This is a genomic window from Advenella kashmirensis WT001, assembly GCF_000219915.2.
Taxonomy (GTDB): Bacteria; Pseudomonadota; Gammaproteobacteria; order Burkholderiales; family Burkholderiaceae_B; genus Advenella; species Advenella kashmirensis.
Window position 1 is genome coordinate 3,360,825 of the sequence record NC_017964.1, and the last position, 24,346, is coordinate 3,385,170.

Below are 24,346 nucleotides of genomic sequence, written 5' to 3' on the forward strand. Positions count from 1 at the left end.
TCATGGAGCGCTGGCACGTCTAGTCAGGTTTGATGGCTTTGCGCCTACCGGTTCCACCGAATTGAACACCCCGTTCACTTTTGGTGAAGTCAGCGTTTTTCATTGACAAATAGACTGACCGTCTGCTGATCGATACTATTGGTCATGAAATGTAGACATATACATGACCAATAGCATTATAAATTCAAACATAATCAGGACGAGACATGACACATGGCTATTTGATTAAAGGCATGCTGGCAACTGCATGATGGCACTTATGGCAGGTGCAGGCGCGGCCCCAGCACAGTATCCAGCCAAACCAATTACGATTGTGGTTGGCTTTCCTCCGGGAACATCGACCGATGCCATTGCCCGTATCCTTGCCAATAAAATGAGCAAAGACCTGGAGCAGCCTATCATCGTTGAAAACAAGCCAGGCGTGGGCGGCAGCCTGGGGGCCGGCCTGGTTGCCAAGGCCAGGCCCGATGGCTATACCCTGGTGCTCTCGGCCACCGCACCCATGAACATCAATCCGCACGTTTACAAGTCCCTGACCTATGATGCGACAAAAGATTTCGAACCGATAGGGCAAACGACCTGGCTACCCTATGTGCTGGTCACCAACAACAGCAAAGGGTTAAAAACCTTTAAAGACCTGATCGCCTATGCAAAAAGCAACCCGGAGAAACTGACCTTTGCCTCTATCGGCAAAGGCACGACCAGTCATCTGCTGATGGAATTACTGATGAAGGAGACAGGCACAAAAATGGTGCACGTGCCCTATTCTGGCAGCACCCAGTCCCAAACAGACGTGATAGGTGGCAATGTTGATATGACATTTGACACCGTCGTGTCAGCAATGCCCCACGTCAAAGCTGGCAAACTGAATGGCCTGGCCGTCAGCGTAGCAAACCGCGCCAAGCTGGCGCCCGACATTCCGACCATTCAGGAACAGGGCTTGCCTAATTTCAACATGGGCGCCTGGCTGGGAGTATTCGCCCCCAAAGGCACGCCGCGCGACATTGTGGATAAGTTGCACACCGAATTGAATCGAACGCTCAGCGATAAGCCAACCAATGACAAACTGGTGGCGCTGGGTTCCGAAGTCGTCATGAGCGAGACGCCCGAGGCCTTCGGCAAAATGGTTCAGGAAAACTATGACACCTGGGGAAAAATTGTGAAAGAAGCAGGAGTAGACCAAAAATGAAATACAGCAATAGCGAATGGGAAGCCCGGGTTGACCTGGCGGCATGCTACCGGCTCATGCCGCTCTTTGGCATGAGCGATCTGGTATACAACCATATTACTGCACGCATTCCCGATACCGATGACGAGATACTGATCAATCCTTATGGCTATATGTATGAAGAAATCACAGCTTCCAGCCTGATCAAAATCAATATAAAAGGCGAGGTGCTCGATAACCCGCACGCAGATGGCACTAGCATCAATCAGGCCGGATACGTCATTCACAGTGCCGTGCACGCATCGCGCCATGACGTCGGTTGTGTCATTCATACCCATTCTCGGGCGGGAATGGCCGTATCTGCAATGGAATGCGGTTTGCTGCCAATTACGCAGACGTCAATGCGCTTTAAGGACATTGCCTATCACGACTACGAGAGTGTCGCCATCGACATGGATGAGCAGCAGCGCCTTGTAGCCGATCTTGGCCACCAGGACGCAATGATTCTGCGCAACCATGGATTGCTGGTGGCCTCGCCATCCATTGCTGAAGCATTCAACGCCATGTACTGGCTTGAGATGGCGTGCCGGGCCCAGGTTGATGCATTGGCCGGCAACACCAAGTTGATTATCCCTTCAGCAGAAGTAGTAGACAAAACACATCATCTGTACCAACCCAGCGTAAGACGTCCATTCGGCATCATGGAGTGGCCGGCCATGCGTCGGTATCTGGATCGCCGCGATGCGAGCTACAAAGATTGAAACGTATGACCGAAACCTGTCAGAACACACTGTTCGATTTCCGCAATCAGGTGGCGTTTGTCACCGGTTCGACCCGCGGCCTGGGCTATGAAATAGCTCAGGGTTTGGCACAAGCCGGCGCAAAGGTTATTGTTCACGGTCGTGATGAATGCAGCGCACAAGCCGCGTCCCGCAAACTGGAAGCCCTGGGGCTGGCGACAGACTGGGTGGCATTTGACCTGGACGATCGGGAGGCCTGCCAGCGCGCCTTTGAACAAATAAGAGATAGCCATCAGCGTCTTGATATCCTGGTAAACAATGCGAGCATCAGAATGCGTCGGCGATTGCAGGATATTGATGCCATGGAGCTCGAAGCCATCACCCGCACCAATATTCTGTCTACCATTGAAATTTCACGTGCGGCCGTCTCCCTGATGAAGTTAAACCATTACGGACGAATCATTACGATCAGTTCAATCGCAGGACAAATCGTTCGTTTTGGCGATTTTATCTATCCGGTAACCAAACAGGCGCTCAATACCGTGACCCGCTCGTTAGCGGTCGAATTTGGGCGGGACGGTATATTGAGCAATGCCATCGCACCGGGGACTTTCGCCACTCAATTTAATCAGGCGTTGATCGAAAACCCCGACAATATTGCCAAAATGCAGGAACGTAATCCCCTGCAACGCTGGGGTAATCCCGTAGAAATTGTGGGCCCGGTACTTTTCCTTGCCTCTGCCGCAGCCTCGTATGTAAACGGTCAGGTACTGGCGGTAGACGGCGGTTTCTCCATTTCGTTCTAGCGGTGGGCAAATACTCTCCGGCGCTGGCCTGCTACGACATGATGCACTTTATATGTGCGCCGGATCAACCTAGCAAAGGCGCTGAATTCACAAATATTGAGTATTGAGCGCTAGCAATGACACCTCTTGTTCAGATGGGTGACATAAATATTCTCTATAATTGCAGCTTACATCCCACGGAGCATCGCGAGTGTCATTTCTTTACGTTCTGATTCTGGTAGTGCCGGCGCTTGCAACAGCACTCGCTTTTATGCCCAGCAGTCACTGGACCATCCGCAGCCTGGACTTTCCCAGAGTACAAATTGCTGTTCTGTGTCTGGCAAGCCTGGGCCTCACAGTATTGAACCCGCCCGCCGCCTCTGGATTAGTGATTTTTTTGCTCGCGGCAAACCTGATCGCCCTCATTTACCAGCTCTATAAAATCTTTCCGTATACCCGCCTGGCTAAAACTGAAGTCCTAAGCAACCATGCGCCGGATGACGACCGAACCGTGTCGCTGCTTTCCTCTAATGTACTGACGCCCAACCGCCGTAGCGATGCGCTGATTGCACTGGTCAGGCAATACAAGCCTGATCTGCTGCTAACGCTGGAATCTGATGCGTGGTGGCAGAATGCATTGGCAGGCCTGGAAGAAGATTATCCATACCGCGTGGCCATCCCCCTGGACAACCTGTACGGCATGCACCTATATTCGCGCCTGCCATTGGAAAATACAGAAGTGTTGTATCGGGTGGAAGAAGATATCCCGTCCATTCGCAGCCAGGTGATATTGCGCTCCGGTGAAAAATCCGGATTTACTGCCTGCATCCCACGCCGCCCAGCCCAACCGAAAGCGAAACATCAAAGCCTAGGGATGCAGAACTGCTGCTGGTAGGCAAACAGATACGGGAACTGGATGAGACTGCACTGGTCTTTGGTGATTTGAATGACGTGGCCTGGTCCTACTCTACTCGTCTGTTCAAGAAAGTGAGCGAATTACTGGACGCCCGCATCGGCCGCGGCATGTTCAATACCTTCCATGCGCACTACCGCTTTTTGCGCTGGCCGCTGGATCATATTTTCCAGAGCGCCGAATTCCAGATCAAGCACATGGCCAAGCTCCCCGACATCGGGTCCGATCATTTTCCCATCTATGCAAAGTTTCAGTACTGCCCGGCGCAGGAAGACTTGCATGAAGTGGAAACGGCTGACGCCGAAGAGATGGCGCAGGCAGACGAAAAAATTACCGAGGACGCCAGGAGGTCCAATGACAGCTGTGATTAACTCATAGTCCTGGACCAGTCAACCAATACCTTTATGACGGATGTATCAATGCAGTTACGACCACGCTAGCGTGGTCCCGTCTTACCCGTCACGCATATATCTGTTGTGCTTCACGTCTTGCGTGAACGCTTGGATGCATGGCCTGCGCCGCGCAGTCGGGGTGCTGGGCGCTCCAACCGGGGAGCGCCCACATAAGCATTGAACACGGCGGCTGGGCACATGCAAAGTGGGTCGCGAAAAACTGAGTCATTGCATCCAGACCCTTGTATTTCAATTGGTTTGCCGCAAGTTGGCCGGAGAATTTATAAAGCTATGTAATAATTCTCATTTCAATTTTTCGCCCTCTTTGATCGGATCTTCCTGATGCATAAAAATATTCTATTAGCTATTACGGCAGTATGTACCACGACATCTGTAAAGGCTCAGGAAGCGCCCCAAGTTCTGGCTCCCATTGTTGCCACCGCCTCCCGCTCTGATATTGACCCCGAAAATGCGCCGCAAAAGATCGTCATTATTGATTCGGAGCAAATCCAGCAGCAGCTGGCCATTTCAACCAATTCATCCAATGTCCTGAGCAATTTGCTGCCGGCCTACACACCGAGCAGGGACAAAATGAACGGCAGTGGCGAAACCCTGCGAGGCAGAACGCCCCTGATCATGATTGATGGCGTACCGCAATCGAACCCCTTGCGCCCGACTGGGCGTGAAGTGCACACGATCGACTACTCCATGGTCGATCATATAGAAGTCATCAACGGCGCGACTGCATCCAACGGCATCGGCGGCACCGGCGGGGTGATCAATATTGTGACCAAAAGCCGGAGCCGGGTACGATCAATCAGCATTTCGGCATTCAGGCCACCACGCCTACATCACAATTGAAATCGGAGAGCATGGGATACAAAACCACGTATGGCATTAATGGCCGCAGTGGAAACTTTGAGTATTTGCTTTCGGGCAGTTATGAAAGCCAGGGTCTGGCGCTGGACGGCTGGAACAATATGATTGCCGCCGACAACACCCAGGGCGATCTGATGAGCTCACGCTCCTATAACATTCTGGCCAAGCTGGGCTATTGGATCGATGACGACCAGAAGCTGCAACTGAGCATGAATCATTATCGGATCAAGGGGCGCATGGACTATATCGGCATCAAGGGTGACCGGGAGGCCGGCATTCCGTCCACCTCGGTGCGTGGCACCCCTGAAGGGGTGGCGCCAAGCAATACGGTATGGACCACGGCCCTGAGCTACGAAAACCTCAACCTGGGCAATGCCGGAATCAAATTGAATGCGATGGTGTTCAACCAGCGCTTCGAGGGGCTTTTTGGCGCCGCCAATTCCGGCACGTTCCAGGATGCACGCATTGCGCCCGTGGGCACGCTGTATGATCAGTCCGTTTCCAAAGCAAATAAATGGGGAACCAAGCTGTCTTTGACCAAAGATGATCTGCTGGACGGCAAACTGAAATTGACCGGCGGTTTTGATACCCTGATCGACAAAGGCGACCAAGGCCTGTATCTGACCGGTCGCACATATGTACCGGAGTCCAAATACACAAGCTATGCACCGTTCGTGCTGGCCGAATACAAATTGCTGGACAATCTGACTGTCTCTGCCGGCTATCGCTACGAAATGGGACAACTTGATGTGCAGTCGTATCGTACCCTGGCTGCCTATAAAAACGTATCTGTGCAAGGTGGAAAGCTCAAATTCAATGAAGGACTGTTCAGCACAGGCATTGTCTATAAACCAACGGATAATTTGACCTTATTTGGCAGTTTCTCACAAGGGTTCGATATGCCCGACGTTGGTCGCGCCTTGCGTTCGATCAACACGCCCGGACAGTCTATTGATAACTTCCAGGCGCTCAAACCCATACTGACAGACAACTACGAAGTAGGCTTGCGCTACAAAAACGACCGCTTTGATTTTGATCTGAGCTATTACCAATCGAATTCAAAATATGGCGCGCGAGTCGTACCGGTCGATGGTCAGTTCCAGTTGGCACGGGAAAAGACGCGGATCCAGGGCATCGAGACCGGCCTGGGTGTTCACATCAATGACCGGCACTATGCAAAAATCGGCTACTCCTATATGCACGGCAAGTATGACAGCGATGATAACGGCAGCCTGGATGCCAAGCTGGGTGCATTGAATGTAGCCCCCAACCGCATTGTGGCAAGCTGGTCTGCCAAATGGACTGACAAACTGAGTTCCTTCCTGCAAGTCAATTATGCGTTCAGCCAGAAATTCGACGAAAAAGACTCGGACTTTACCGGCTATGCCTGGTTGACTTGTCTTTGGACTATAAACTGCCAAAAGGCACGATCAGCGTATCGGCAGCCAACCTGTTGAACAAGAAATACCTGACCTATTACTCACAAAGTGGCCTGGTTGATCCGCTGCGATATTTTGCGGGTCGTGGTCGCACCGTCACCGTAGGATATTCGGTCAACTTCTAATGAACGCGCTATTACAACTGTGGACAAGCCAGGAGGCACCGTATCGGAGCTGCGCAAGCACAACTGTGCTTGCGCCAGCACATACTGGCGCGACCGGCATGCGAGCTGCTCTGGCCTTTCTGATAGGGTTTCTGTTGCTCGCCATGGCCTGCACCAATGCCATGGCCACACCGTTCACTGTGCAACATGCGCTGGGCACAACCACCATTGCCCAGACCCCGAAGCGAATCATCACGCTGTTTCAGGGCGCCACAGATATCACAGTTGCGCTTGGCGTAAAACCACTGGCTACCGTGGAGTCATGGACCGAGAAACCGGTCTATCGCTATCTGCGTAAAGACCTGGAAGGCGTACCCATGGTAGGCCTGGAGACCCAGCCCAGCCTGGAAGATATTGCCAGGCTCAAGCCGGATTTGATCATCGCCTCCAAATTCAGAAATGAAAAAATCTACGATCTGCTGTCCTATATCGCCCCCACCGTGGCGGTGGAAGAAATATACGAATTCAGAGAAAACACACGGTTAATCGGCCAGGCATTGCATCGTCAAGCCGCCGCCCAGGCGTTGCTGGACAAATGGGATACGCGTCTGGCGCAGACCACAAAGCGCCTGCAGGAAAAATTCGGCGCGGCCTGGCCCTTGTCCGTGTCGGTCCTGGATTTTCGCAACGACCATGTCAGGATCTATCTGGCAAACAGCTTTGCCGGCTCGGTACTGGCCGATCTGGGCTTTGTCTGGAGCGAACCGTTCAGAAAGTCCGGCTGGCCGCTGATGAAACTGACAAGCAAGGAAAGCATCCCTGTCATGGATGCTGACGTGTTCTTCGTGCAGATGCGTTCGGACAGCAGGGTCGTGCAAAACCGCTACGACGACTGGTCCCGGCATTTGCTATGGCAACAACTGAAAGCCGTAAAGAACAAGCAGGTATATCTGGTCGACAACGTCTACTGGAGCCTGGCTGGCGGCATTCTGAGCGCCAATTTGATGCTCGATGAACTGGAGCAACTGCTTGACGCTCCCGCAGGTGTGCAACAATGACGACGCTGCATACGCGCTCGGGCGCTGTCCTGACACTGGCTATCGGATTCGGTTTACTGGTCCTGCTGTCGATCCTTAGCCTGTCGATAGGCAAAACTTATATCGCACCCGGGGATGTACTGGGCGCACTGTTTAAACCCGATCCACTTGATATCAACCATATTCTGGTGAACACCACCAGGCTTTCCCGCATGACGGTGGCCATTGCCGTGGGTGCATGCCTTGCGGTGGCCGGCGGACTGATGCAGGCCGTGACCCGCAACCCGCTGGCCTCTCCCGGCCTGTTCGGCATCAATGCAGGTGCTGTTTTTTCCATTGTCCTGCTGGCGCCGTTATTCGGGTCGAGCTCGCTGACCCAGTTCATGATGCTGGCGTTTGCCGGCGCCGCGGTCGCGGCACCCTGGTTTATTGCATCGGCATGCTCGGCAGCCGCAGCCCCTTTCGCATTGTGCTGGCAGGCGCCGCCGTTACCGCCCTGTTTGCATCATTCACCCAGGCGCTGCTGGTAATTAGCCAGGAAGGCCTGGACAGCATTCTGTTCTGGATGGCCGGCTCGGTTGCCGGACGTGAAATGGACGCCGTGCTCACGATCTATCCATATCTGCTGGTCGGCTTTGCCGCCAGTTTCATACTGGCCAGACATATCAATATTCTGGTTACCGGCGACGATATCGCGCGGGGCCTTGGACAAAACACATTTGTCATTCGCTCGCTATTGAGCATCATTGTCATCCTGCTGGCTGGCGGCGCGGTGTCGCTGGCCGGCAATATCGGTTTTATCGGACTGATCGTCCCGCACATTGTGCGCCGTATTCTGCCGGGAGACTTCCGCTGGCTGCTGCCTGGCTATGCCGTGTTCGGGGCGTTGCTGCTGTTGCTTGCTGACATTCTGGCGCGTGTCGTGCTGATTCCCCAGGAAGTGCTATCGGGGTGGTCACTGCCTTGCTGGGTGCGCCCTTTTTTATCCACATGGCCAGAAAGGGGATGCGCCATGGATAAATGGCTGACCGTGCGCAACAACTGGTATTCACGCCAGATCAATACCAGCACTTGCACAGTGATCGTCCTGTTGCTGTTAATCACGATGGCCGTTGCCCTGCTGTCGCTCGCTTCCGGCAAGTACATGCTATCGTTGCCGGAAGTCTTTGACGCATTGCGCAGCCGGACAATTGCCGACAATGCCTTTATCGTCTCCATCTTGCGCGCGCCCAGAATGCTGATGGCGCTGCTGGCCGGTGGCGCCCTGGCGGTCTCCGGCCTGTTGCTGCAAACCATTATTCGCAATCCGCTGGCCTCACCCGATATTATCGGCGTTACCAGCGGCGCATCGGCCACAGCGGTATTTTTCCTGTCATTCATGACATCCTGGCTCAGCGTGCAATGGCTGCCGCTGGCGGCGATGGCCGGCGGTTTTGCCGGCGCCGCGCTGGTCTACCTGCTGGCCTGGAAAAGCGGTGTTTCACCCACAAGGCTGATCCTGGTGGGCGTGGGCATATCTGCTGTGATGGTCGCCTGCACGACTATGTTGCTGGTGTTCAGCCCGCTCTCCTCGACCCTGAGCGCCTATGTTTGGCTGACCGGCAGTGTCTATGGCGCGCGCTGGCATGAGGTCACGACCCTGTGCCTGTGGTTGTTGCCGGCTGCCGTATTGCTGGTTGCGCTGACCAGGACGCTGGCAGTCAATGAGCTGGACGATGCGCTGATTATCGGCCTGGGCATTTCCATGGAGCGGGCGCGGCTGGTTCTGCTGGCGTTAAGTGTCTATTTGGCGGGCGCCGCCATTGCCTATACCGGCGCCCTGGGGTTTGTCGGCCTGGTTGCGCCGCATATTGCCCGGCGAATAGGCGGCAAATCCGGCGCCAGTCTGGTTGTCGTGACCATGCTGGTCGGCGCCAATATGGTCATGATCGCAGACCTGATCGGTCGCACCCAGTTTTTGCCGCTGGATCTGCCCGCCGGTATTTTTGTGTCGGCCATTGGCGCACCGTTCTTTATCTATTTGCTGCTGCGCTCACGGTCATAGCACGAATGTTATTATTTTTATGAAAGATCAATCCGAATGGATCCTATAGAAAGCCAAGACCTTACGCTAAAGTACGATACCCGGGTCGTCATTGACGGGCTGAATCTGGCCATTCCCAGGGCAAAGATTACAGTACTTGTCGGCAGTAATGGCTGCGGCAAAAGCACTCTGCTCAAATCGTTTGCCCGGCTGATCCGGCCGTCGCAGGGTACGGTCCTGCTCAACGGCAAGGATATCCATCGCCGTTCCACGGCAGCGGTAGCACGCGAGCTGGCCATTTTGCCGCAAAGCCCGGCAGCGCCGGAAGGCCTGTCCGTTTACCAATTGGTGCGCCTGGGAAGATTTCCCCACCAGAGCTGGCTGCAACAGTGGTCCGGGGAAGACGAGGCCATCGTGACGCAGGCGCTGGCGCAAACGGAACTGACCGAATTTCAGGACCGGCCGGTAGATGCCCTGTCCGGCGGACAGCGCCAGCGCGCCTGGATTGCAATGACGCTGGCTCAAAACACAGACACGTTGCTGCTGGACGAACCCACCACATACCTGGATCTGGCACACCAGATCGAAGTGCTGGACCTGTTGTACGAGTTGAATGCGACCAGACAGAAAACCATCGTCATGGTTCTGCACGATCTGAATCTGGCCTGCCGTTATGCACACAATATGGTTGCCATTGCCAACAGACAGGTCTACGCACAAGGCGATCCGGCACAGGTGCTCAATGCAACCATGGTTCAGGATGTATTTCATCTGCAAAGTAAAATTGTAAAAGACCCGCTTTACGGCACCCCCATGTGCATCCCCATTGGCAAAGGAATTCAGAGTGCAGGCACTGACGCGTCCCAGGGCTGATGGCTTTGATGCGAACCAGTGGCAGGTCCTGACCACAAGGTTCATGCTGATTGATGCCCGCCAACGCCATCCAACCTGTTCGATGCCGATGGGGGCGTTGCTGGACCCGGCGCGCTGCACCATGCTGTTGCGTGAAATCGGCCCGATCATCGGCTCGCCGACACTCAAGGTGACCGCTTCTTTGCTTGGCAAAAGAATCGCGTTTCTAAGTACGGCCGCAGCCCTGTATGCAATGACCGTCTTCGACAAAGGGCTTGATCTGTCCCTGGGCAACACGGTTCTTGAATACCAGCACGACGGCAAGTGGCAATCGCGTATGCCATTAATAAACCTGGCCGTCACTCGCCCACAAGCCGGAGAGCGCCAGCAATGGCGCGAACGTATTGTGCGCCAGTTGTTTGCTGAAAACCTGGCCCCGGTGTGGGCAGCGTTGAGCGCGGCCTCCGGCGTATCAGCCAAAATCTTGTGGGAGAACCTGGCCGTGCGCATTTATTCGCAATACGAGCGCCATATGATCGCCAGCGCCGGGCAAGATAAACAGGCCCGTATCCAGGAAGACTTTGACTATTTGCTGCATGCGCCCGGCGCTGTTTTCGGCGTCAAGGATAACCCGTTAGCCCAATATCATTTTGCACATACCCGGTGCGACGACAAGCTGATCCGGATCCGCAAGACCTGCTGCTTTTATCTTCGGGCAACCACGCCGCCAGAGTACTGCTCAGTATGCCCGTTGACGCACAACAGAAAAGCGAAAAACTAAACCCTGACGCCAGGCGCGTCACAGCAGATTATTCTTATCCCTATTTCAATCGCAAGTAGCGGAGTGTCAAACCAGCACGTGCTGTTTATACTTTATTTATTGTCATCATTGCCAATAAAATAATGCATATGTCATTAACCATGCCCCTGATCTGCGCGCAAAAAACGAACCCGCCGCATCCGCGTATTGGAGCAACAAATGGATAAGAACGACCTGGATCAATGCACGAGGGATAAAGGCCAATGGGCTAAACCCGAGGCTGCCTACGCCGCCACGATCAACAACGCAGACTGGCAGGCACTTGAATGCTCACTCACAGAGTACGGCAATGCAATTGTGCCAGGCCTGTTGACCGCAGCGCAATGCGAAGCGCTGGCTGCAGGCTATGATCGGGAGCAAGACTATCGCAGCCGCATCGTCATGGCCCGTCATGGGTTTGGCCGAGGGGAGTACAAGTACTTCGCCTACCCACTACCCGCATTGCTGAACGAGTTGCGCCATCTGCTCTACCCGCATCTGGCGACGATCGCCAATCGCTGGGGTCGCCAACTGAATATGAATGCACATTATCCGCCTGCCCTGGATATGTTCCTGAACCGATGCCATGCTGCCGGTCAGACCCGCCCCACCCCGCTGATACTGCAATATGGCCCAGGCGACTATAACTGCCTGCACCAGGACCTGTATGGCGATCATGTATTCCCTTTGCAGGTGGCGATTCTGCTGTCTGCACCCGGTCGCGATTTTACGGGAGGCCAGTTCGTCATGACAGAAACCACCGCAAGCAGCCAGCGCGCTGAAGTGATTCCGCTAGGACAAGGCGACGCACTCATCTTCACCGTCAACCAGCGACCCGCACCCGGCAAACGCGGCGGCACACGCAAAGTCGCCATGCGCCACGGCGTGAGCGTCGTGCAAAGCGGCCGGCGCCACACACTGGGGATTATTTTTCATGATGCCCGTTAAGCCCGTTTCCATGACCGCCTTCACACAGCAGATAGATCACCTGGATTGGGCACACATTGCTGCCGATCTGGACAGCGAAGGCTGCGCCCTGCTACCCGGCTTATTGTCTGCTGCGCAGGTTCGAGACCTGACCAGACAGTTGAACTGCCCGATAAACGACTCGCGAAGCGAACAAATAAGCGACCAGAAACTGCGTGGCATGGCGCTGGCCCGGGGTGAACTGGGTCATGGTCAGATATACTTTTTTAAGAATACATTGCCCCAGGTACTTGCGGTGTTGCGCACACAGCTCTACCGCCATCTAGCCCCCATCGCCAACCGCTGGAACGAAGTATTGGATCTGGCCTACCGCTATCCCGGCACACTGGAGCGCTTTGTTCAGTCGAATCACGATGCCGGGCAAAACCAGCAACTGTCCCATTTGCATCAATTGCAGGAATCAGACTATATTTGCCTGCACCAACACAACCACGGCGATCTTGTGTTTCCATTACAAGTGGCGCTGCTGCTGAGCGAACCGGAGCAGGATTTTCGTGGTGGTGAACTGGTCATGACAGAACAGCGTCCGCGCATGCAGTCTCGTCCCCTTGTCCTGTCACTGCGACCGGGAGATGTTGCACTCATGAGCACAGGCCACCGCCCTATCAAGGGAAACAAGGGCTTTTACCGTGTCAATATGAAACATGCCATCAGCCGCGTACGTGGCGGCCAACGCATCGGGCTGGAACTCTTTTTCCATCATGCTCCGGGAAACGAACAGAGGGATACTCATGAACAGGGCTCGCTGCTGGACACTGACCGGATCTGATGGCAAATCGTGGTGCAGCACCCGCCCAGGTATATTCGGCGGCCACAGGCGCAGCAAAATCTATGGTCGCCTGGATTGCCGCGCCGCCCTGCAGGCCATTGCACGCGGCGGTTATGTGAAGCATCGGGTGTTTTTTGCCGATGAAGCAACAGCCATTGCTGCCGGGTACCGGCCCTGCGCGGTATGCCTTCCGGTACAGTACGCCAGGTGGAAGGCCGCGCAGGAGTAATAAGCCAACTGAAATAGTCGCCTGGCCTATTGCATTTGCAGATTCGCCGCACGCACCGTATCGGCCCATAAAGCCTGCTGTTCATTAATAAAAGTGCCAAACTCCGCTGGTGTATTTCCACCTGGGGTGCCACCGAGAGATTTGAATCGCGAAACAATTTCTTCGCTGCCTAGCGCCTCTTTGGCAGCCTGTTGAATTTTACTGACGATATCGTCGGGCGTGCCGGCCGGCGCCATCAAGCCAAACCAGGCATTGACGACCATATTGTCAATACCCGCTTCTTTCATCGTGGGTACATCGGGCAACTGTTCCGAACGCTTATCGCCCGTGACAGCCAGGGCCCTGAATTTACCTGACTTGATAGACGGCATGGAACTGGGCAGGTTATCGATCATGAATGTATATTGCTTGCCCAGCAGACCGGATACCGCCGGCCCGGCACCTTTATAGGGAATATGCTGTGCCGTTTGTTTAATTCGTTGCAGGAACATCTCTGCAGAAAGATGCGGAGACTGCCCCTTGCCCGAGGAGCCAAACGTTCTTCGCTCTTCATTGGCAGCAAGATAGTCAACCAGTTCAGACACCGATTTGACCGGCGTCTCACTGTTGACAACCAGGACGTTCGGCACCGAAATGACAAGCGTAATAGGCTTGAAATCTTCCTTTTTATAAGGCAACGTTTTGTACAGGCTATAGTTGATTGCATTAGGCCCTACATTACCCATGCCCAGCGTGTAACCATCTGGTTTGCTGCGCGCCAGGGCCTGCGAACCGATAATGCCGGCTGCCCCGGCCTTGTTTTCGACCACCACCGTCTGGCCCAGGGTTTTGCTCATTTTGTCGCCCACCAGCCTGGCTGACATGTCTGTCGTGCCGCCAGGGGCAGCGGGCACAATAATCGTGATGGTTTTTTCCGGCCAGGCCGCGTTGGCGGTACCTGCCAATAGCACAGTAGCCAGCACGCCACAAGGAATTGATTGCAAAAATTTCATTCGTGTCTCCCGATTGTAGGTTCGATTTATGAGATCAGAGTAGTCGCTACAGGGAAAATTCGCCATCTGTGATTTATGAAGGCATGCTTCACCATTGTTTAATCCCGATTTACCCGTAGATGCTGTCAGCAATATTCCGGTAACCTCTGTTCCCACTGCTTGCGTGTTGCGCGCAACTTTCATACGTCCATACCTTTTTGGTATACCTGCGAACAAATTCCATATTAGACCGAACGTCGCCTCACTTATATACTCGGAACACGACTATAAATCCGCTATCAGAGGAAATGGATATGGATGCAACCATAGTAGAAGTAAGTACGCAAATTCTTGATATCCCTACCATTCGCCCGCACAAAATGTCCGTGGCCACCATGCATAACCAATGTCTGGTGCTGGTCCGTATCAAAACCTCCGATGGCATTGAAGGCATCGGCGAGGCGACCACCATTGGCGGACTCAATTACGGCGGCGAAAGCCCCGAAAGCCTGAAGACCAACATTGATCGTTATTTTGCGCCATTGCTGATCGGGCAGCCTGCATCAGGTCTGGCAGCCCTGCGCCAGCGCATAGACAAGGCCATCAAGGACAATCGCTTTGCCAAATGTGCCATCGAGACCGCGCTCTACGACGCCTATGCAAAACGCCTGGGCGTGCCGCTGAATGCACTGTTCGGCGGCGCTGTTCATGACCGGATCAGTGTTGCCTGGACGCTGGCCAGTGGCGATACCAGCAAAGATATCGACGAAGCGCAGCAGATGCTCGATACCCGTCGTCACCGACTGTTCAAGCTTAAGGTTGGCATGCGCGCGCCCAAAGAGGATCTGAAACACATTCGTGCCATCCGGGGCGCGCTGAGCGACGAAGCCAGCATTCGCATCGACGTGAACCAGGGATGGTCGGAAACCGAGGCAACCCAGCACCTGCGAGCACTGGCCGATGCCGGAGTCGAACTGGTGGAACAACCCATTCATGAAAAAAACCTGGCGGGTCTGCAACGCCTGACGGCGCTGGGTATTGTGCCGATCATGGCCGATGAATCTCTCAAGGGCCCACAGGACGGTTTTGCGCTGGCTAGTAGGCATTGCGCCAATGTATTTGCCATCAAGATCGAACAGGCCGGCGGCCTGCAAAATGCGCGGGATTTGATCGGCATTGCACAGGCGGCCGATATCGCCTTGTACGGCGGCACCATGCTGGAGGGCTCTATTGCCACCATCGCGGCAGCGCACTTGTTTTGTACGCTGAACCGGCTTGAGTGGGGCACTGAAATGTTCGGCCCGCTGTTACTCAAGGATGAGATACTGGCCACGCCGCTGGACTATAGCGACTACACCCTGGCGATCCCTCAGGGGCCCGGCCTGGGCATCACACTGGATGAAGACAAGATCGCGTTCTATACACGCAATTAGGATCAGACGGTGGGTGCAATTTAAAACCGGCTTACATAGAATGCAGCCGGTTCAAATAGAAAGAATATAGCCGGTACGATACTGAACCGTCGTGCCGGCGTAGAACAGCGTCAAATTGCAGACGGATGTCGGCACAAGGCCGTTACCTGAATATCCATATAGGGGAACAACGGCAACCCGGACAGCAGATTGTGCAACTCTTCGTTGTCCTGCACATCGAAAATACTCACATTACGATACTGGCCCACGACGCGCCAGATATGCGGCCATTTACCCGCGCGCTGCAAATCCTGCGAGTATTGCTTCTCCCTGGCTTTGATATCCGCAGCGACGTCTGCAGGCATGTCATGAGGGATGTTTACTGCCATTTCTACCATGAATAACATATTTGATCCTTGATATTATTGGGACAAATGCAACGATTAAAGACAGCATCCAAGCGCAACGACTCACGCCGTCACGCTGACCTGGACCGTCACAGTCATTTTGCCGAAATACCCGTTTCGGACAGAATCTTCTTCCACTTCACGGTTTCGGATTGCAGATACGTCTTGAGCTCTTCGGGTGTGCTGCCGATTGTCTCCGCGCCGATGGTCTTGAACGTGGTTTTCACTTTATCCGTTTCCATCGCCTTGAGCATGGCTTTTTGCAGTGTCTGAATGACATCGGCAGGCGTGCCGGCCGGTGCAAACGTTGCAAACCAGGGTCGCAATTCGTACCCAGGCACACCGCTTTCGGCAACGGTCGGAACGTCGGGTAATGAGGCCGAGCGCTTGGTCGTGGTAATGGCCAGCGCTTTTAGCTTGCCTGCGTCAACGTGTGGTTTGGCGGACGTAATACTGTCAAACATATAGTCCACCTGACCACCCAGCAGATCCGACACGGCGGGGCCACTGCCTTTATACGGCACGTGCAGCATATCCAATTTTCCCAGATAGGTAAACAGCGCCCCGGCCAGGTGAATAGAGGTGCCTACGCCTGCCGACGCATAGGTGTACTTACCGGGATTGGCTTTGGCCTGCTCGATCACGTCTTTAACCGAATTGACGTCCTTGCGGGTGGCTTGTGTCACCAGAATATTGGGCACGTCTGCCAGCAGAGAGATTGGCTCGAAGTCTGCAATCGGATCGTAGCTCAGTTTCTTGTAGAGCGATGGATTGACGGCCATGCCATTGGCCACGATCATGATCGTGTAACCGTCCGGCTTCGCATTAGCCACCTGAGCCGCGCCAATATTGCCGCCGGCACCCGGCTTGTTTTCCACGACAATCGGCTGGCCGAGGTCTTTGGCAATCGACTCACCCAGCGTACGCGCAATCACATCCATTGCGCCTCCCGGCGGGAAAGGCACGATCCAGGTAATGGGACGTTCCGGATAGGCCGCTGCCGCGGCTGTGGCAGCAAACAAACCAGCAATGGCGGTCGCTGCGCATGCCGCTTTGATGCCGGGTAATCGACGAGTATTGTGTTTCAATTGCATCTCCATACGCGATAAGTGGCTGTGCTACTGCCGCAAGGCCGCTTTGAAGCGTCCGGCGCGGCTTGCCGTTATATAGTTTTCTTTATTATCCGTATTGTTTTTGTCCGTGTCTAAGACTATATTTGGCGTAATCGATACTTTTAAGGTATGAATATGGAGTTAAGACAAATCCGCTACTTCCAGTGCGTAGCCCGGGAGCTGAGCTTTACCAAGGCAGCGCGGATTCTGCATATTGCCCAGCCGCCCCTGAGTCGGCAGATAAAAATGCTGGAAGAAGAGCTGGGCGTGGCGGTATTCGAGCGCCTGGGTCGCGGTATCGTACTGACCGATGCCGGCCGCTACTTCCTGGACCAGACCGAGAAAATGACCCAACGCCTGCAGGAAACCATCAATGCCACCCGCCGGATCGGCAAAAATGACCGTATCTGGTTCGGCGTCGGCTTTGTCCCATCTACGCTGTATGGACACATGCCGGCCCTGATCCGCCAATTGCGCCAGTTAAACACCCAGGTGGAAATCGGGCTGGTGGAAATGACGACCCTGCAGCAATTTGAAGCGCTCAAATCGGGCCGAATCGATATCGGTGTCGGGCGCATCCTGCTCAACGATGAAGAAATCGAACGACTGGTATTGACCGACGAACCCCTTGTTGTGGCGTTGCCCATCACGCACCGGCTGGCCAATAAAGCATCGGTCCGGCTCGCGGACATCATGGAGGAACCGCTTATTCTGTACCCGGCCAAGCCGCGGCCAAGCTATGCGGATCATGTCCTGAATCTGTGCAGGCAGAAAGGATATTCCCCGCAGGTCATTCAGGAAGTCAATGAATTACAGACTGCTATTGGCCTGGTGACGGCGACAATCGGCATTGCGATTGTGCCCGAATCGGTGCGTCGCCTGCATCGCGATGATGTGGTGTATGTAAACCTGGACGAGCCGGAATTTACCTCACCCATTATGCTCAGTTGGCGCAAAAACGATCACTCGGCATTCCTTCAGCAAACAATAGGTCTGTTCAAGCGTACCGCCATATGAACATGACGCTTGCGGCTCATCCGCAAGCAATCACGATCGCAATTTCCAGTACGCCGGCAAGTGCAGTAGCAAGCGCCCTGGAACAGTTGCCGGTCAATAGCGGTGTCCGTCCATAGTTCGTTCAGGCCGCGTTCATAGCTCAAGCCGATATCCGACGCCTGTTTCGGTCAGAATATAGCGGGGCCGGGCCGGGTCCTGTTCCAGCTTGTGGCGCAGGTGGCCCATGTAAATACGCAGATAGTGCGTCTGATCCAGAAAAGCCGGTCCCCATATTTCAACCATCATCTTGCGCTGTGTAACGACTTTGCCTGCATTGGCCAGCAACAGGCTCAGCAGGTCGAACTCTTTGGGTGTCAGGTGCAACAGCTGGCCGGCACGGCTAACCCGGCGCGCCTGCAGATCGACATCAATATCGCCAAACTGGTAACGGCTGGGCGCCGGCTGTGACGCAGCCACACTGCGTCGAAGATGGGCGCGGATGCGTGCCTGCAATTCGACCACGCTAAACGGTTTAGTCAGATAATCGTCAGCGCCTGCATCCAGGGCAAACACTTTTTCCTGCTCCTGGCCGCGTGCGGTCAGCACCATGACCGTTGCATTGGAGCTGGCTCTGAAGCTGCGCAAAAATTTCTTGCCATCGCCATCGGGCAGGCCCAGGTCCATGATGACCAGATCAGGGTCAAACGCCGTCGCCACCTCAATCGCCTCTGCCACCGTGACCACCTCGGCAATTTCCCATTCCTGGTCCGGCAGGCATTGGCGAATCATTTTTCTGATATGCGCATCGTCTTCGAGCAGCAGCAGTTTTCGTTTCAGTTGCATGATTACTCCAGCACAGGAGGCACGGGCAGCGCAGGTAACTGCACCGTAAATACACTGCCGCCGCCAGCACGATTGGCCGCCGTGAGCGTTCCACCATGCAACTGCACCAGTTGCCGGGCAATGGCCAGGCCCAGGCCGGCACCCGTAGTGTCTGTCTCGGGATGGGCACGCACAAATTTGTCAAACAGACGCTCACGCTGTGCTTCTGTGTCAGGCAGTCCGACACCCCTGTCCGCAACCATTAACTGAATCGAATCGTCCTGGTGACGGGCCGATATATCTATTTGCGTACCCTGTGGGCTATAGCGCAGCGCATTTTCTACAAGATTGGCGATGACCCGTTCGATCAGCACCGGATCACATTCGACCAGCGGCAGGGTTGGTGCAATGCTGATGTTCAACTCATGACCCCGGGCGGACACATCCTGGTGCCGGACGGCGCCCCCACTAATTCCTCAATGGACTGCCAGCTTTTGCTAATGTGTTGCTGACCGGAGTCTATCCTTGCCATATCCAGCAATTTGCTCATCATATCGTGCATACAGCGGGCACGATCCAGAATAATCGCAGCCTTTTGCCTGACATGGTTGTCGTTCGACTCGGCCGCCAGCACCTCGGCCTCGCCGATCAGCACCGTCAGGGGCGTGCGCAGATCATGCGAAATAATATTGAGCATGGTCACTCGCAGTTTCTCCGATTCGACCTGACGCAGAAATTCATTGGCCACCTCTACGAAATGGATCCGCTCCAATGCGATGGCGATCACATGCGCGTATATCTCCAGTTGCTGTTGCCATTCCGGCGACAGCAGATGGGGCGCGCCTTGCATGCGCACGGCCAGCACGCCACGAATCCGCACCGGCGCATGCAGGGGAAAATATCGAAAGGCGTTCGCAGACAGCGTATCGGCCCCAAAACCGGCTTTGTCCTCATTGTCAAACGCCCACTGCGCCGCCACCATATCCAGCCCGGCCGCCTCGTGCCCCGCCTCGGCCTCTGGCAACAACAGCGATTCATGTGCGTCAGGCAGAATGACAAAAACGTCTTCGCCCAGGTCGCTGAGCAATAGCTTCTGGCTTTCCTGCACGATTTGCTCCTTCTGCAGCGATCCCGATAGCCGCTTGGCCAGTTCGAACAGGCTGTGAACCCGCTGCGTCTGCTGCAATGCCAGCCTGCCCTGGAAGCGTTGTTGCGCAGCCAGCTGACTAATCAAGGTACTAACGGCAAGCATGACCAGAAGAGTAATCAAATATTGAATATCTGCAACCGAAAAAGAGAGCAGCGGTGGTATGAATGAGAAGTCAAACAGCGCAACGCTGCTCACAGCACAGACCAGTCCTGGCCAGCGCCCCAGACGCAAGGCCACCACCATGGTCAGCGCCAGGTATAACATCGCGATATTGGTGATCGCCAGGATCGATGAAAACGGCCATAATAAGGCCGTGGTCGCGCAGACAAACATCAGCGCAAGCCCCACCTTGCCCCAATCAACCGGTTCGCGCCGGGCAAAGGCATGATCCTGCGCGCGCGCCGCTGCCTGTCGCTGCCGGTTGGAAACACCTCCGTAAATGATGACATCGATATCCGGTCCCAACTGCCCAACGCGCACCAGCGGAGAAAGCCGCCACCAATATCGGCGCAGAACCGATCGGTCCAGCAACAAACGGGACAAGTTCTGGCTGCGGCAATAGGCGACAATATCAGGCATCACATCACCATTGCAATAATGCTCGGTGGTTGTGGCCTGCAGTTGCTCGGCCTGCTGCAACAACAACTGCCAGTCGCCATTGGAACGAGCCGGCCCTCTGCTGTTGGCTGCCTCTCGCAGGAACATCACATGCATCGGGCAGGACATCTGGCCGGACAGGCGGCTGCCATGACGGATCAGGGCCTGGGCTGCATTTGGCGTGAGGGCCGTGTCCACCACCACAAGTATGCCCTCGGCCGTACGCCAGATCGCCTCTACATACGTTTCATGGCGATACTGCCTGACATCCTTGTGGATACGTTCGGCAGTCCGGCGCAAGGCGATTTCGCGCAACGCAATCAGGTTCCCCTTGCGGAAAAAATGCTGTCGTGCCAACGGCACCTGTTCAGCCATATAAACTTTACCGGCCTGCAATCGGGCCAGCAGCGCTTCGGTCGTGATGTCCACCAGAATAACTTCATCTGCGTCATCAAAAACCTGGTCCGGCACGGTCTCGGTCACCCGGATGTCCGTAATGCCGCTAATGACATCGTTCAGGCTTTCCAGATGCTGCACATTCAGCGTGGTCCAGACATCGATCCCTGCGCCCAGCAATTCATCAATATCCTGCCAGCGTTTGCTATGTCGCAGTCCCGGCGCATTGGTATGGGCCAGTTCATCGATGAGCGCAATCTGCGGCGCCTGGTCAGCATGGCGTCCAGATCAAGCTCCCGGATAACACGATCGCGATAATGGATGATATCAAGCGGGATGGCCGGCACCGACAGGGCCAGTTGCCGGGTATCTTCCCTGTCGTGCGTCTCAATAACGCCGATAACGACATCGTGGCCTGCTGCCAATTCCTGATGGGCTGCCGTCAGCATGGAAAAGGTCTTGCCCACCCCGGCACTGGCCCCGAAATAAATACGCAATTTCCCCCGGGCCTGCCGGGATTCTTCGCGGGCAAGCGCCTCAAGCAATTGATCAGGGTCTTTGCGGTATGGGGTTACCATAGTTCATGGTTATGCAATGGAATGAATCGGTTATGACATCTGTATTGTATGCAAATACCGGCAGCCAGCGGCGCCGTTTGCGCCCGACGACATGATCGTTGCACATGAGGCCAGACCCGCGCCTGACGTTGACCGGCCACTCATGGGTACTGGCGATCGAGCGCCAGGTTCAATGCCAGCACATTGATTCGCGGCTCGCCGAAAAACAGCATGACCGGCTTGCGCTGAACTTTCCGGATCACGTCCTGGACTTGTTGCTGCGTCAGGGAGCGGGCTTCGGCCACCCTGGCCGCCTGATAATTCGCCGCGGCAATACTGATTTCCGGGTCCAGCCCGCTACCCGAACTGGTGACAAGATCAATCGGAACCGGCGCATCACCATGCGTGGCACGCCATTGCTGGACGCGGGTAGCCAGTTGTTGCCGGTAGGCCTGGCCCGACACGGCCAGATTACTGGCGCCGGACGACGCGCCGTTATAGGGCTGGTCAGCCGTGGCCGATGGCCGTCCCCAGAAGTAGCGCTGGCTCGTGAAAGACTGGCCAATCAGGGTAGAGCCAATATTTTTTCCCTCTTTTTCGATCAGGCTGCCATGCGCCTGCCACGGGAAAAAGGCATAGGACAGACCGGTCACGACCAGGGGATAAACAAAGCCGGTGATAACGGTCAAGAGTAAAAACAGAACAAGCGTTGAACGTAATATTTTCATCATGAAATTTCCTGGTGTCAAAGCACCGATAGCATCAAATCGATAAGCTTAATGCCCGCAAAAGGCACCAGCAGCCCGCCGGCGGCATAGATCAGCAGATTTCTGCGCAGCAGCGCCGCGGCGCTTTGCGCACGAAAGGTTACGCCGCGCAAGGCCAGCGGGATCAGGCCGATAATGATCAGGGCATTGAAGATCACCGCCGACAGCACGGCCGATTCGGGCGAGTGCAATTGCATGACGTTAAGCACGCCCAACTGGGGGTAAACGGAAACAAACGCGGCAGGGATGATGGCGAAGTATTTGGCCACATCATTGGCGATGGAAAACGTGGTCAGCGCGCCGCGGGTCATCAACATCTGCTTGCCGGTTTTGACGACCTCGAGCAATTTGGTGGGATCCGAATCCAGGTCTACCATATTGCTGGCTTCGCGCGCCGCCTGCGTGCCGCAATTCATGGCCACGGCCACATCGGCCTGGGCCAGGGCCGGCGCATCATTGGTTCCGTCACCGGTCATGGCAACCAGATGGCCTTTTTGCTGATAATCCCGAATGATATCCAGCTTGGTTTGCGGCGTAGCCTGTGCGACATAATCATCCACCCCGGCTTCGGCCGCAATCGCCGCCGCCGTCAAAGGGTTGTCGCCAGTAATCATCACGGTCTTGATCCCCATGGTGCGCAACTGGGCAAACCGCTCACGGATGTCCGGCTTAACCACATCCTTCAATTCGATGCACCCCACAATTTTGGCGTTTTCTGCAATGGCCAGCGGGGTCGAACCGCGTTGCGCAATCTGCCTGACCTGTTCGGCAATATCCGAAGGGATGGCGTTGCCCTGGACCAGGCAATACTGTTCGATCGCCTGCACGGCCCCCTTGCGGATGTGCAGCATGGCGCCATTGTTCGCAATGTCCACGCCGCTCATGCGTGTCTGCGCAGTAAAAGGTATCACCTGCCGCTGGCCGGCAGGATCGGCAAGCGATACCTGCATTTCGCGAGCCAGCGCCACGATACTTCTGCCTTCGGGTGTTTCGTCTGCCGATGACGCTTCATGCGCCAGCCATGCCAGATGCTGCAGGGGCACGCCCTGGCTTGGAATAAAGGCGCTGGCCTGTCTATTTCCGTAAGTAATCGTGCCTGTCTTGTCCAACAGCAATACGTCGATATCACCTGCGGCTTCGACAGCCTTGCCCGAACGCGCAATGACATTATCCTTCATCATGCGGCTCATACCGGCAACACCGATGGCAGACAACAGGCCGCTGATCGTGGTCGGGATCAGGCAAACCAGGAGCGCGATCAGCACGATAACGCTGATCGGCTGGCCGGCGCCCGACGCGGCAACGCTATAGACCGACATCGGGTACAGGGTCGTCACGCACAGCAGGAAAATCAGGGTCAGCGACACCAGCAGAATCGTCAGGGCAATTTCATTGGGGGTCTTCTGGCGCTTGGCGCCCTCTACCATGCGGATCATCTGATCCAGAAACGACTCTCCCCGGATCACTCACTACCCGGATGATCAGATAGTCGGACAGCACTTTCGTACTGCCGGTCACAGAGCACAGATCGCCGCCTGACTCACGCAGGACCGGCGCGGACTCACCGGTAATGGCCGATTCGTCCACGGTGGCCACCCCTTCGATCACTTCACCATCGGCAGCAATCAACTGACCTGCGTCAGCGCGGATAACGTCACCCTTGCGCAGCGTCTCCGAAGGCACTTCGATGAGCGTATCGCGCCGTACCGGATCGACATATTTGCGCGCCATCATGCTGTTTTTCAGCCCCTTGAGGCTTTGCGCCTGCGCCCTGCTGCGCCCTTCCGCCAGTGCTTCGGCAAAGTTGGCGAAAAGCACCGTAAACCACAACCATAATGTAATGGCAATCGTAAACCCGTGGCTGCTCCGGTCGCTGAACCAGAACCCGGCGATACTGTACAGCGCTGTCAGCAGGCTGCCGACGTAAACAACAAACATGACAGGGTTACGCATCTGGATGCGTGGATCCAGCTTCAGAAACGTGTCGCGCAACACCTGCGCTGGTTTAATGCCATCTGTCATTGATAAGACTTTACTCATGCG

Annotated in this window: 21 protein-coding genes and 4 pseudogenes; 16 read left to right on the forward strand and 9 right to left on the reverse strand. The window is 55.2% G+C overall.

All coding sequences use genetic code 11. The features are described from left to right. Nucleotides 1-247 precede the first annotated feature (247 nt). The 14 genes and pseudogenes from TKWG_RS15785 (at nucleotide 248) to TKWG_RS15845 (ending at nucleotide 13,116) form a co-directional block, all read left to right on the forward strand. Nucleotides 248-1,189 carry a Bug family tripartite tricarboxylate transporter substrate binding protein gene (locus tag TKWG_RS15785; protein WP_014751791.1) on the forward strand — a complete coding sequence of 314 codons (942 nt, stop codon included), beginning with the start codon at nucleotides 248-250 and terminating at the stop codon, nucleotides 1,187-1,189. After that, nucleotides 1,186-1,929: a class II aldolase/adducin family protein gene (locus TKWG_RS15790; protein WP_014751792.1), complete on the forward strand. Its 744-nt coding sequence runs from the start codon at nucleotides 1,186-1,188 to the stop codon at nucleotides 1,927-1,929. Before TKWG_RS15785 ends, TKWG_RS15790 begins: the two co-directional genes overlap by 4 nt. 5 nt (nucleotides 1,930-1,934) lie before the next feature. Continuing rightward, entirely contained in the window at nucleotides 1,935-2,714 is a 780-nt protein-coding gene (locus tag TKWG_RS15795; RefSeq protein WP_014751793.1) for an SDR family oxidoreductase, read from the forward strand. Between the two features lie 250 nt (nucleotides 2,715-2,964). After that, nucleotides 2,965-3,977 (forward strand): annotated as a pseudogene (locus TKWG_RS27240) (endonuclease/exonuclease/phosphatase family protein). A gap of 363 nt (nucleotides 3,978-4,340) precedes the next feature. After that, on the forward strand, nucleotides 4,341-4,859 hold the full coding sequence (locus TKWG_RS24085; RefSeq protein WP_202947718.1) for a TonB-dependent receptor plug domain-containing protein: 519 nt from the start codon (nucleotides 4,341-4,343) through the stop codon (nucleotides 4,857-4,859). Nucleotides 4,860-4,870: 11 nt separating this feature from the next. Next, nucleotides 4,871-6,334, forward strand: coding sequence for a TonB-dependent receptor (locus tag TKWG_RS15805; RefSeq protein WP_202947719.1), 1,464 nt, complete (start codon nucleotides 4,871-4,873; stop codon nucleotides 6,332-6,334). Between the two features lie 205 nt (nucleotides 6,335-6,539). Next, the gene (locus TKWG_RS15810) at nucleotides 6,540-7,478 is read left to right on the forward strand and encodes an ABC transporter substrate-binding protein (RefSeq protein ID WP_014751796.1); all 939 of its coding nucleotides are present in this window, start codon (nucleotides 6,540-6,542) and stop codon (nucleotides 7,476-7,478) included. Further along, a pseudogene (locus TKWG_RS25275) lies at nucleotides 7,475-8,379 on the forward strand (FecCD family ABC transporter permease); the annotation flags it as partial. The gene TKWG_RS15810 and the pseudogene TKWG_RS25275, both read left to right, overlap by 4 nt. Nucleotides 8,380-8,562: 183 nt before the next feature. Continuing rightward, entirely contained in the window at nucleotides 8,563-9,501 is a 939-nt protein-coding gene (locus TKWG_RS25280; RefSeq protein ID WP_264300314.1) for a FecCD family ABC transporter permease, read from the forward strand. A gap of 36 nt (nucleotides 9,502-9,537) precedes the next feature. Next, nucleotides 9,538-10,353 carry an ABC transporter ATP-binding protein gene (locus TKWG_RS15825; protein ID WP_014751799.1) on the forward strand — a complete coding sequence of 272 codons (816 nt, stop codon included), beginning with the start codon at nucleotides 9,538-9,540 and terminating at the stop codon, nucleotides 10,351-10,353. Next, nucleotides 10,325-11,113, forward strand: a complete 789-nt coding sequence (locus TKWG_RS15830; protein ID WP_050981637.1) for an IucA/IucC family C-terminal-domain containing protein — start codon at nucleotides 10,325-10,327, stop codon at nucleotides 11,111-11,113. Before TKWG_RS15825 ends, TKWG_RS15830 begins: the two co-directional genes overlap by 29 nt. A gap of 198 nt (nucleotides 11,114-11,311) precedes the next feature. Further along, the gene (locus tag TKWG_RS15835; RefSeq protein WP_014751801.1) at nucleotides 11,312-12,079 is read left to right on the forward strand and encodes a 2OG-Fe(II) oxygenase; all 768 of its coding nucleotides are present in this window, start codon (nucleotides 11,312-11,314) and stop codon (nucleotides 12,077-12,079) included. Further along, the gene (locus tag TKWG_RS15840) at nucleotides 12,066-12,887 is read left to right on the forward strand and encodes a 2OG-Fe(II) oxygenase (RefSeq protein ID WP_014751802.1); all 822 of its coding nucleotides are present in this window, start codon (nucleotides 12,066-12,068) and stop codon (nucleotides 12,885-12,887) included. The genes TKWG_RS15835 and TKWG_RS15840 overlap by 14 nt, the downstream gene beginning before the upstream one ends. Further along, complete coding sequence (locus TKWG_RS15845) at nucleotides 12,850-13,116, forward strand: Ada metal-binding domain-containing protein (protein ID WP_014751803.1); 267 nt, start codon at nucleotides 12,850-12,852, stop codon at nucleotides 13,114-13,116. The genes TKWG_RS15840 and TKWG_RS15845 overlap by 38 nt, the downstream gene beginning before the upstream one ends. 26 nt (nucleotides 13,117-13,142) lie before the next feature. Here TKWG_RS15845 and TKWG_RS15850 read toward each other — a convergent pair whose 3' ends face one another. Beyond that, nucleotides 13,143-14,108 (reverse strand): Bug family tripartite tricarboxylate transporter substrate binding protein, encoded by a 966-nt coding sequence (locus tag TKWG_RS15850; RefSeq protein WP_014751804.1) that lies wholly within the window; start codon nucleotides 14,106-14,108, stop codon nucleotides 13,143-13,145. A 293-nt stretch (nucleotides 14,109-14,401) separates the two neighbouring features. On the opposite strand from TKWG_RS15850, the gene TKWG_RS15855 reads away from it, so the two are divergent. After that, nucleotides 14,402-15,520, forward strand: coding sequence for a muconate/chloromuconate family cycloisomerase (locus TKWG_RS15855; RefSeq protein ID WP_014751805.1), 1,119 nt, complete (start codon nucleotides 14,402-14,404; stop codon nucleotides 15,518-15,520). Nucleotides 15,521-15,630: 110 nt separating this feature from the next. On the opposite strand, the gene catC is transcribed toward TKWG_RS15855, so the two are convergent. Next, nucleotides 15,631-15,906: a muconolactone Delta-isomerase gene (catC, locus tag TKWG_RS15860; RefSeq protein ID WP_014751806.1), complete on the reverse strand. Its 276-nt coding sequence runs from the start codon at nucleotides 15,904-15,906 to the stop codon at nucleotides 15,631-15,633. A gap of 95 nt (nucleotides 15,907-16,001) precedes the next feature. Further along, nucleotides 16,002-17,000, reverse strand: coding sequence for a Bug family tripartite tricarboxylate transporter substrate binding protein (locus tag TKWG_RS15865; RefSeq protein WP_041709586.1), 999 nt, complete (start codon nucleotides 16,998-17,000; stop codon nucleotides 16,002-16,004). Nucleotides 17,001-17,153: 153 nt separating this feature from the next. Between TKWG_RS15865 and TKWG_RS15870 the strand changes: the two genes are divergently transcribed. Beyond that, nucleotides 17,154-18,035: a LysR family transcriptional regulator gene (locus TKWG_RS15870; RefSeq protein ID WP_014751808.1), complete on the forward strand. Its 882-nt coding sequence runs from the start codon at nucleotides 17,154-17,156 to the stop codon at nucleotides 18,033-18,035. Nucleotides 18,036-18,167: 132 nt separating this feature from the next. On the opposite strand, the gene TKWG_RS15875 is transcribed toward TKWG_RS15870, so the two are convergent. From TKWG_RS15875 to kdpB, 6 genes and pseudogenes are all read right to left on the reverse strand, one after another. Beyond that, nucleotides 18,168-18,857, reverse strand: coding sequence for a response regulator (locus TKWG_RS15875; RefSeq protein WP_014751809.1), 690 nt, complete (start codon nucleotides 18,855-18,857; stop codon nucleotides 18,168-18,170). A gap of 2 nt (nucleotides 18,858-18,859) precedes the next feature. Then, nucleotides 18,860-19,258, reverse strand: a complete 399-nt coding sequence (locus TKWG_RS22700; protein WP_014751810.1) for a sensor histidine kinase — start codon at nucleotides 19,256-19,258, stop codon at nucleotides 18,860-18,862. Further along, nucleotides 19,255-20,712 carry a DUF4118 domain-containing protein gene (locus TKWG_RS15880; RefSeq protein ID WP_407636933.1) on the reverse strand — a complete coding sequence of 486 codons (1,458 nt, stop codon included), beginning with the start codon at nucleotides 20,710-20,712 and terminating at the stop codon, nucleotides 19,255-19,257. Before TKWG_RS15880 ends, TKWG_RS22700 begins: the two co-directional genes overlap by 4 nt. 207 nt (nucleotides 20,713-20,919) lie before the next feature. Beyond that, nucleotides 20,920-21,557 (reverse strand): annotated as a pseudogene (locus TKWG_RS22705) (histidine kinase); the annotation flags it as partial. A 140-nt stretch (nucleotides 21,558-21,697) separates the two neighbouring features. Continuing rightward, entirely contained in the window at nucleotides 21,698-22,264 is a 567-nt protein-coding gene (gene kdpC / locus TKWG_RS15885) for a potassium-transporting ATPase subunit KdpC (RefSeq protein WP_014751813.1), read from the reverse strand. A 17-nt stretch (nucleotides 22,265-22,281) separates the two neighbouring features. Further along, nucleotides 22,282-24,343: pseudogene (gene kdpB / locus TKWG_RS15890) on the reverse strand (potassium-transporting ATPase subunit KdpB). Nucleotides 24,344-24,346 lie beyond the last annotated feature (3 nt).

Coding starts and splice junctions, on each gene's coding strand:
- TKWG_RS15870 (WP_014751808.1), top strand. CDS start 17,154: ATGGAGTTAAGACAAATCCGCTACTTCCAGTGCGTAGCCCGGGAGCTG.
- TKWG_RS15810 (WP_014751796.1), top strand. CDS start 6,540: ATGCGAGCTGCTCTGGCCTTTCTGATAGGGTTTCTGTTGCTCGCCATG.
- TKWG_RS24085 (WP_202947718.1), top strand. CDS start 4,341: ATGCATAAAAATATTCTATTAGCTATTACGGCAGTATGTACCACGACA.
- TKWG_RS15850 (WP_014751804.1), bottom strand. CDS start 14,108: ATGAAATTTTTGCAATCAATTCCTTGTGGCGTGCTGGCTACTGTGCTA.
- TKWG_RS15825 (WP_014751799.1), top strand. CDS start 9,538: ATGGATCCTATAGAAAGCCAAGACCTTACGCTAAAGTACGATACCCGG.
- TKWG_RS15880 (WP_407636933.1), bottom strand. CDS start 20,712: ATGTCCTGCCCGATGCATGTGATGTTCCTGCGAGAGGCAGCCAACAGC.
- TKWG_RS15790 (WP_014751792.1), top strand. CDS start 1,186: ATGAAATACAGCAATAGCGAATGGGAAGCCCGGGTTGACCTGGCGGCA.
- TKWG_RS15865 (WP_041709586.1), bottom strand. CDS start 17,000: ATGCAATTGAAACACAATACTCGTCGATTACCCGGCATCAAAGCGGCA.
- TKWG_RS15845 (WP_014751803.1), top strand. CDS start 12,850: ATGAACAGGGCTCGCTGCTGGACACTGACCGGATCTGATGGCAAATCG.
- TKWG_RS15785 (WP_014751791.1), top strand. CDS start 248: ATGATGGCACTTATGGCAGGTGCAGGCGCGGCCCCAGCACAGTATCCA.
- TKWG_RS15805 (WP_202947719.1), top strand. CDS start 4,871: ATGGGATACAAAACCACGTATGGCATTAATGGCCGCAGTGGAAACTTT.
- TKWG_RS15835 (WP_014751801.1), top strand. CDS start 11,312: ATGGATAAGAACGACCTGGATCAATGCACGAGGGATAAAGGCCAATGG.
- TKWG_RS25280 (WP_264300314.1), top strand. CDS start 8,563: ATGGCCGTTGCCCTGCTGTCGCTCGCTTCCGGCAAGTACATGCTATCG.
- TKWG_RS15875 (WP_014751809.1), bottom strand. CDS start 18,857: ATGCAACTGAAACGAAAACTGCTGCTGCTCGAAGACGATGCGCATATC.
- TKWG_RS15840 (WP_014751802.1), top strand. CDS start 12,066: ATGATGCCCGTTAAGCCCGTTTCCATGACCGCCTTCACACAGCAGATA.
- TKWG_RS15855 (WP_014751805.1), top strand. CDS start 14,402: ATGGATGCAACCATAGTAGAAGTAAGTACGCAAATTCTTGATATCCCT.
- catC (WP_014751806.1), bottom strand. CDS start 15,906: ATGTTATTCATGGTAGAAATGGCAGTAAACATCCCTCATGACATGCCT.
- TKWG_RS15795 (WP_014751793.1), top strand. CDS start 1,935: ATGACCGAAACCTGTCAGAACACACTGTTCGATTTCCGCAATCAGGTG.
- kdpC (WP_014751813.1), bottom strand. CDS start 22,264: ATGAAAATATTACGTTCAACGCTTGTTCTGTTTTTACTCTTGACCGTT.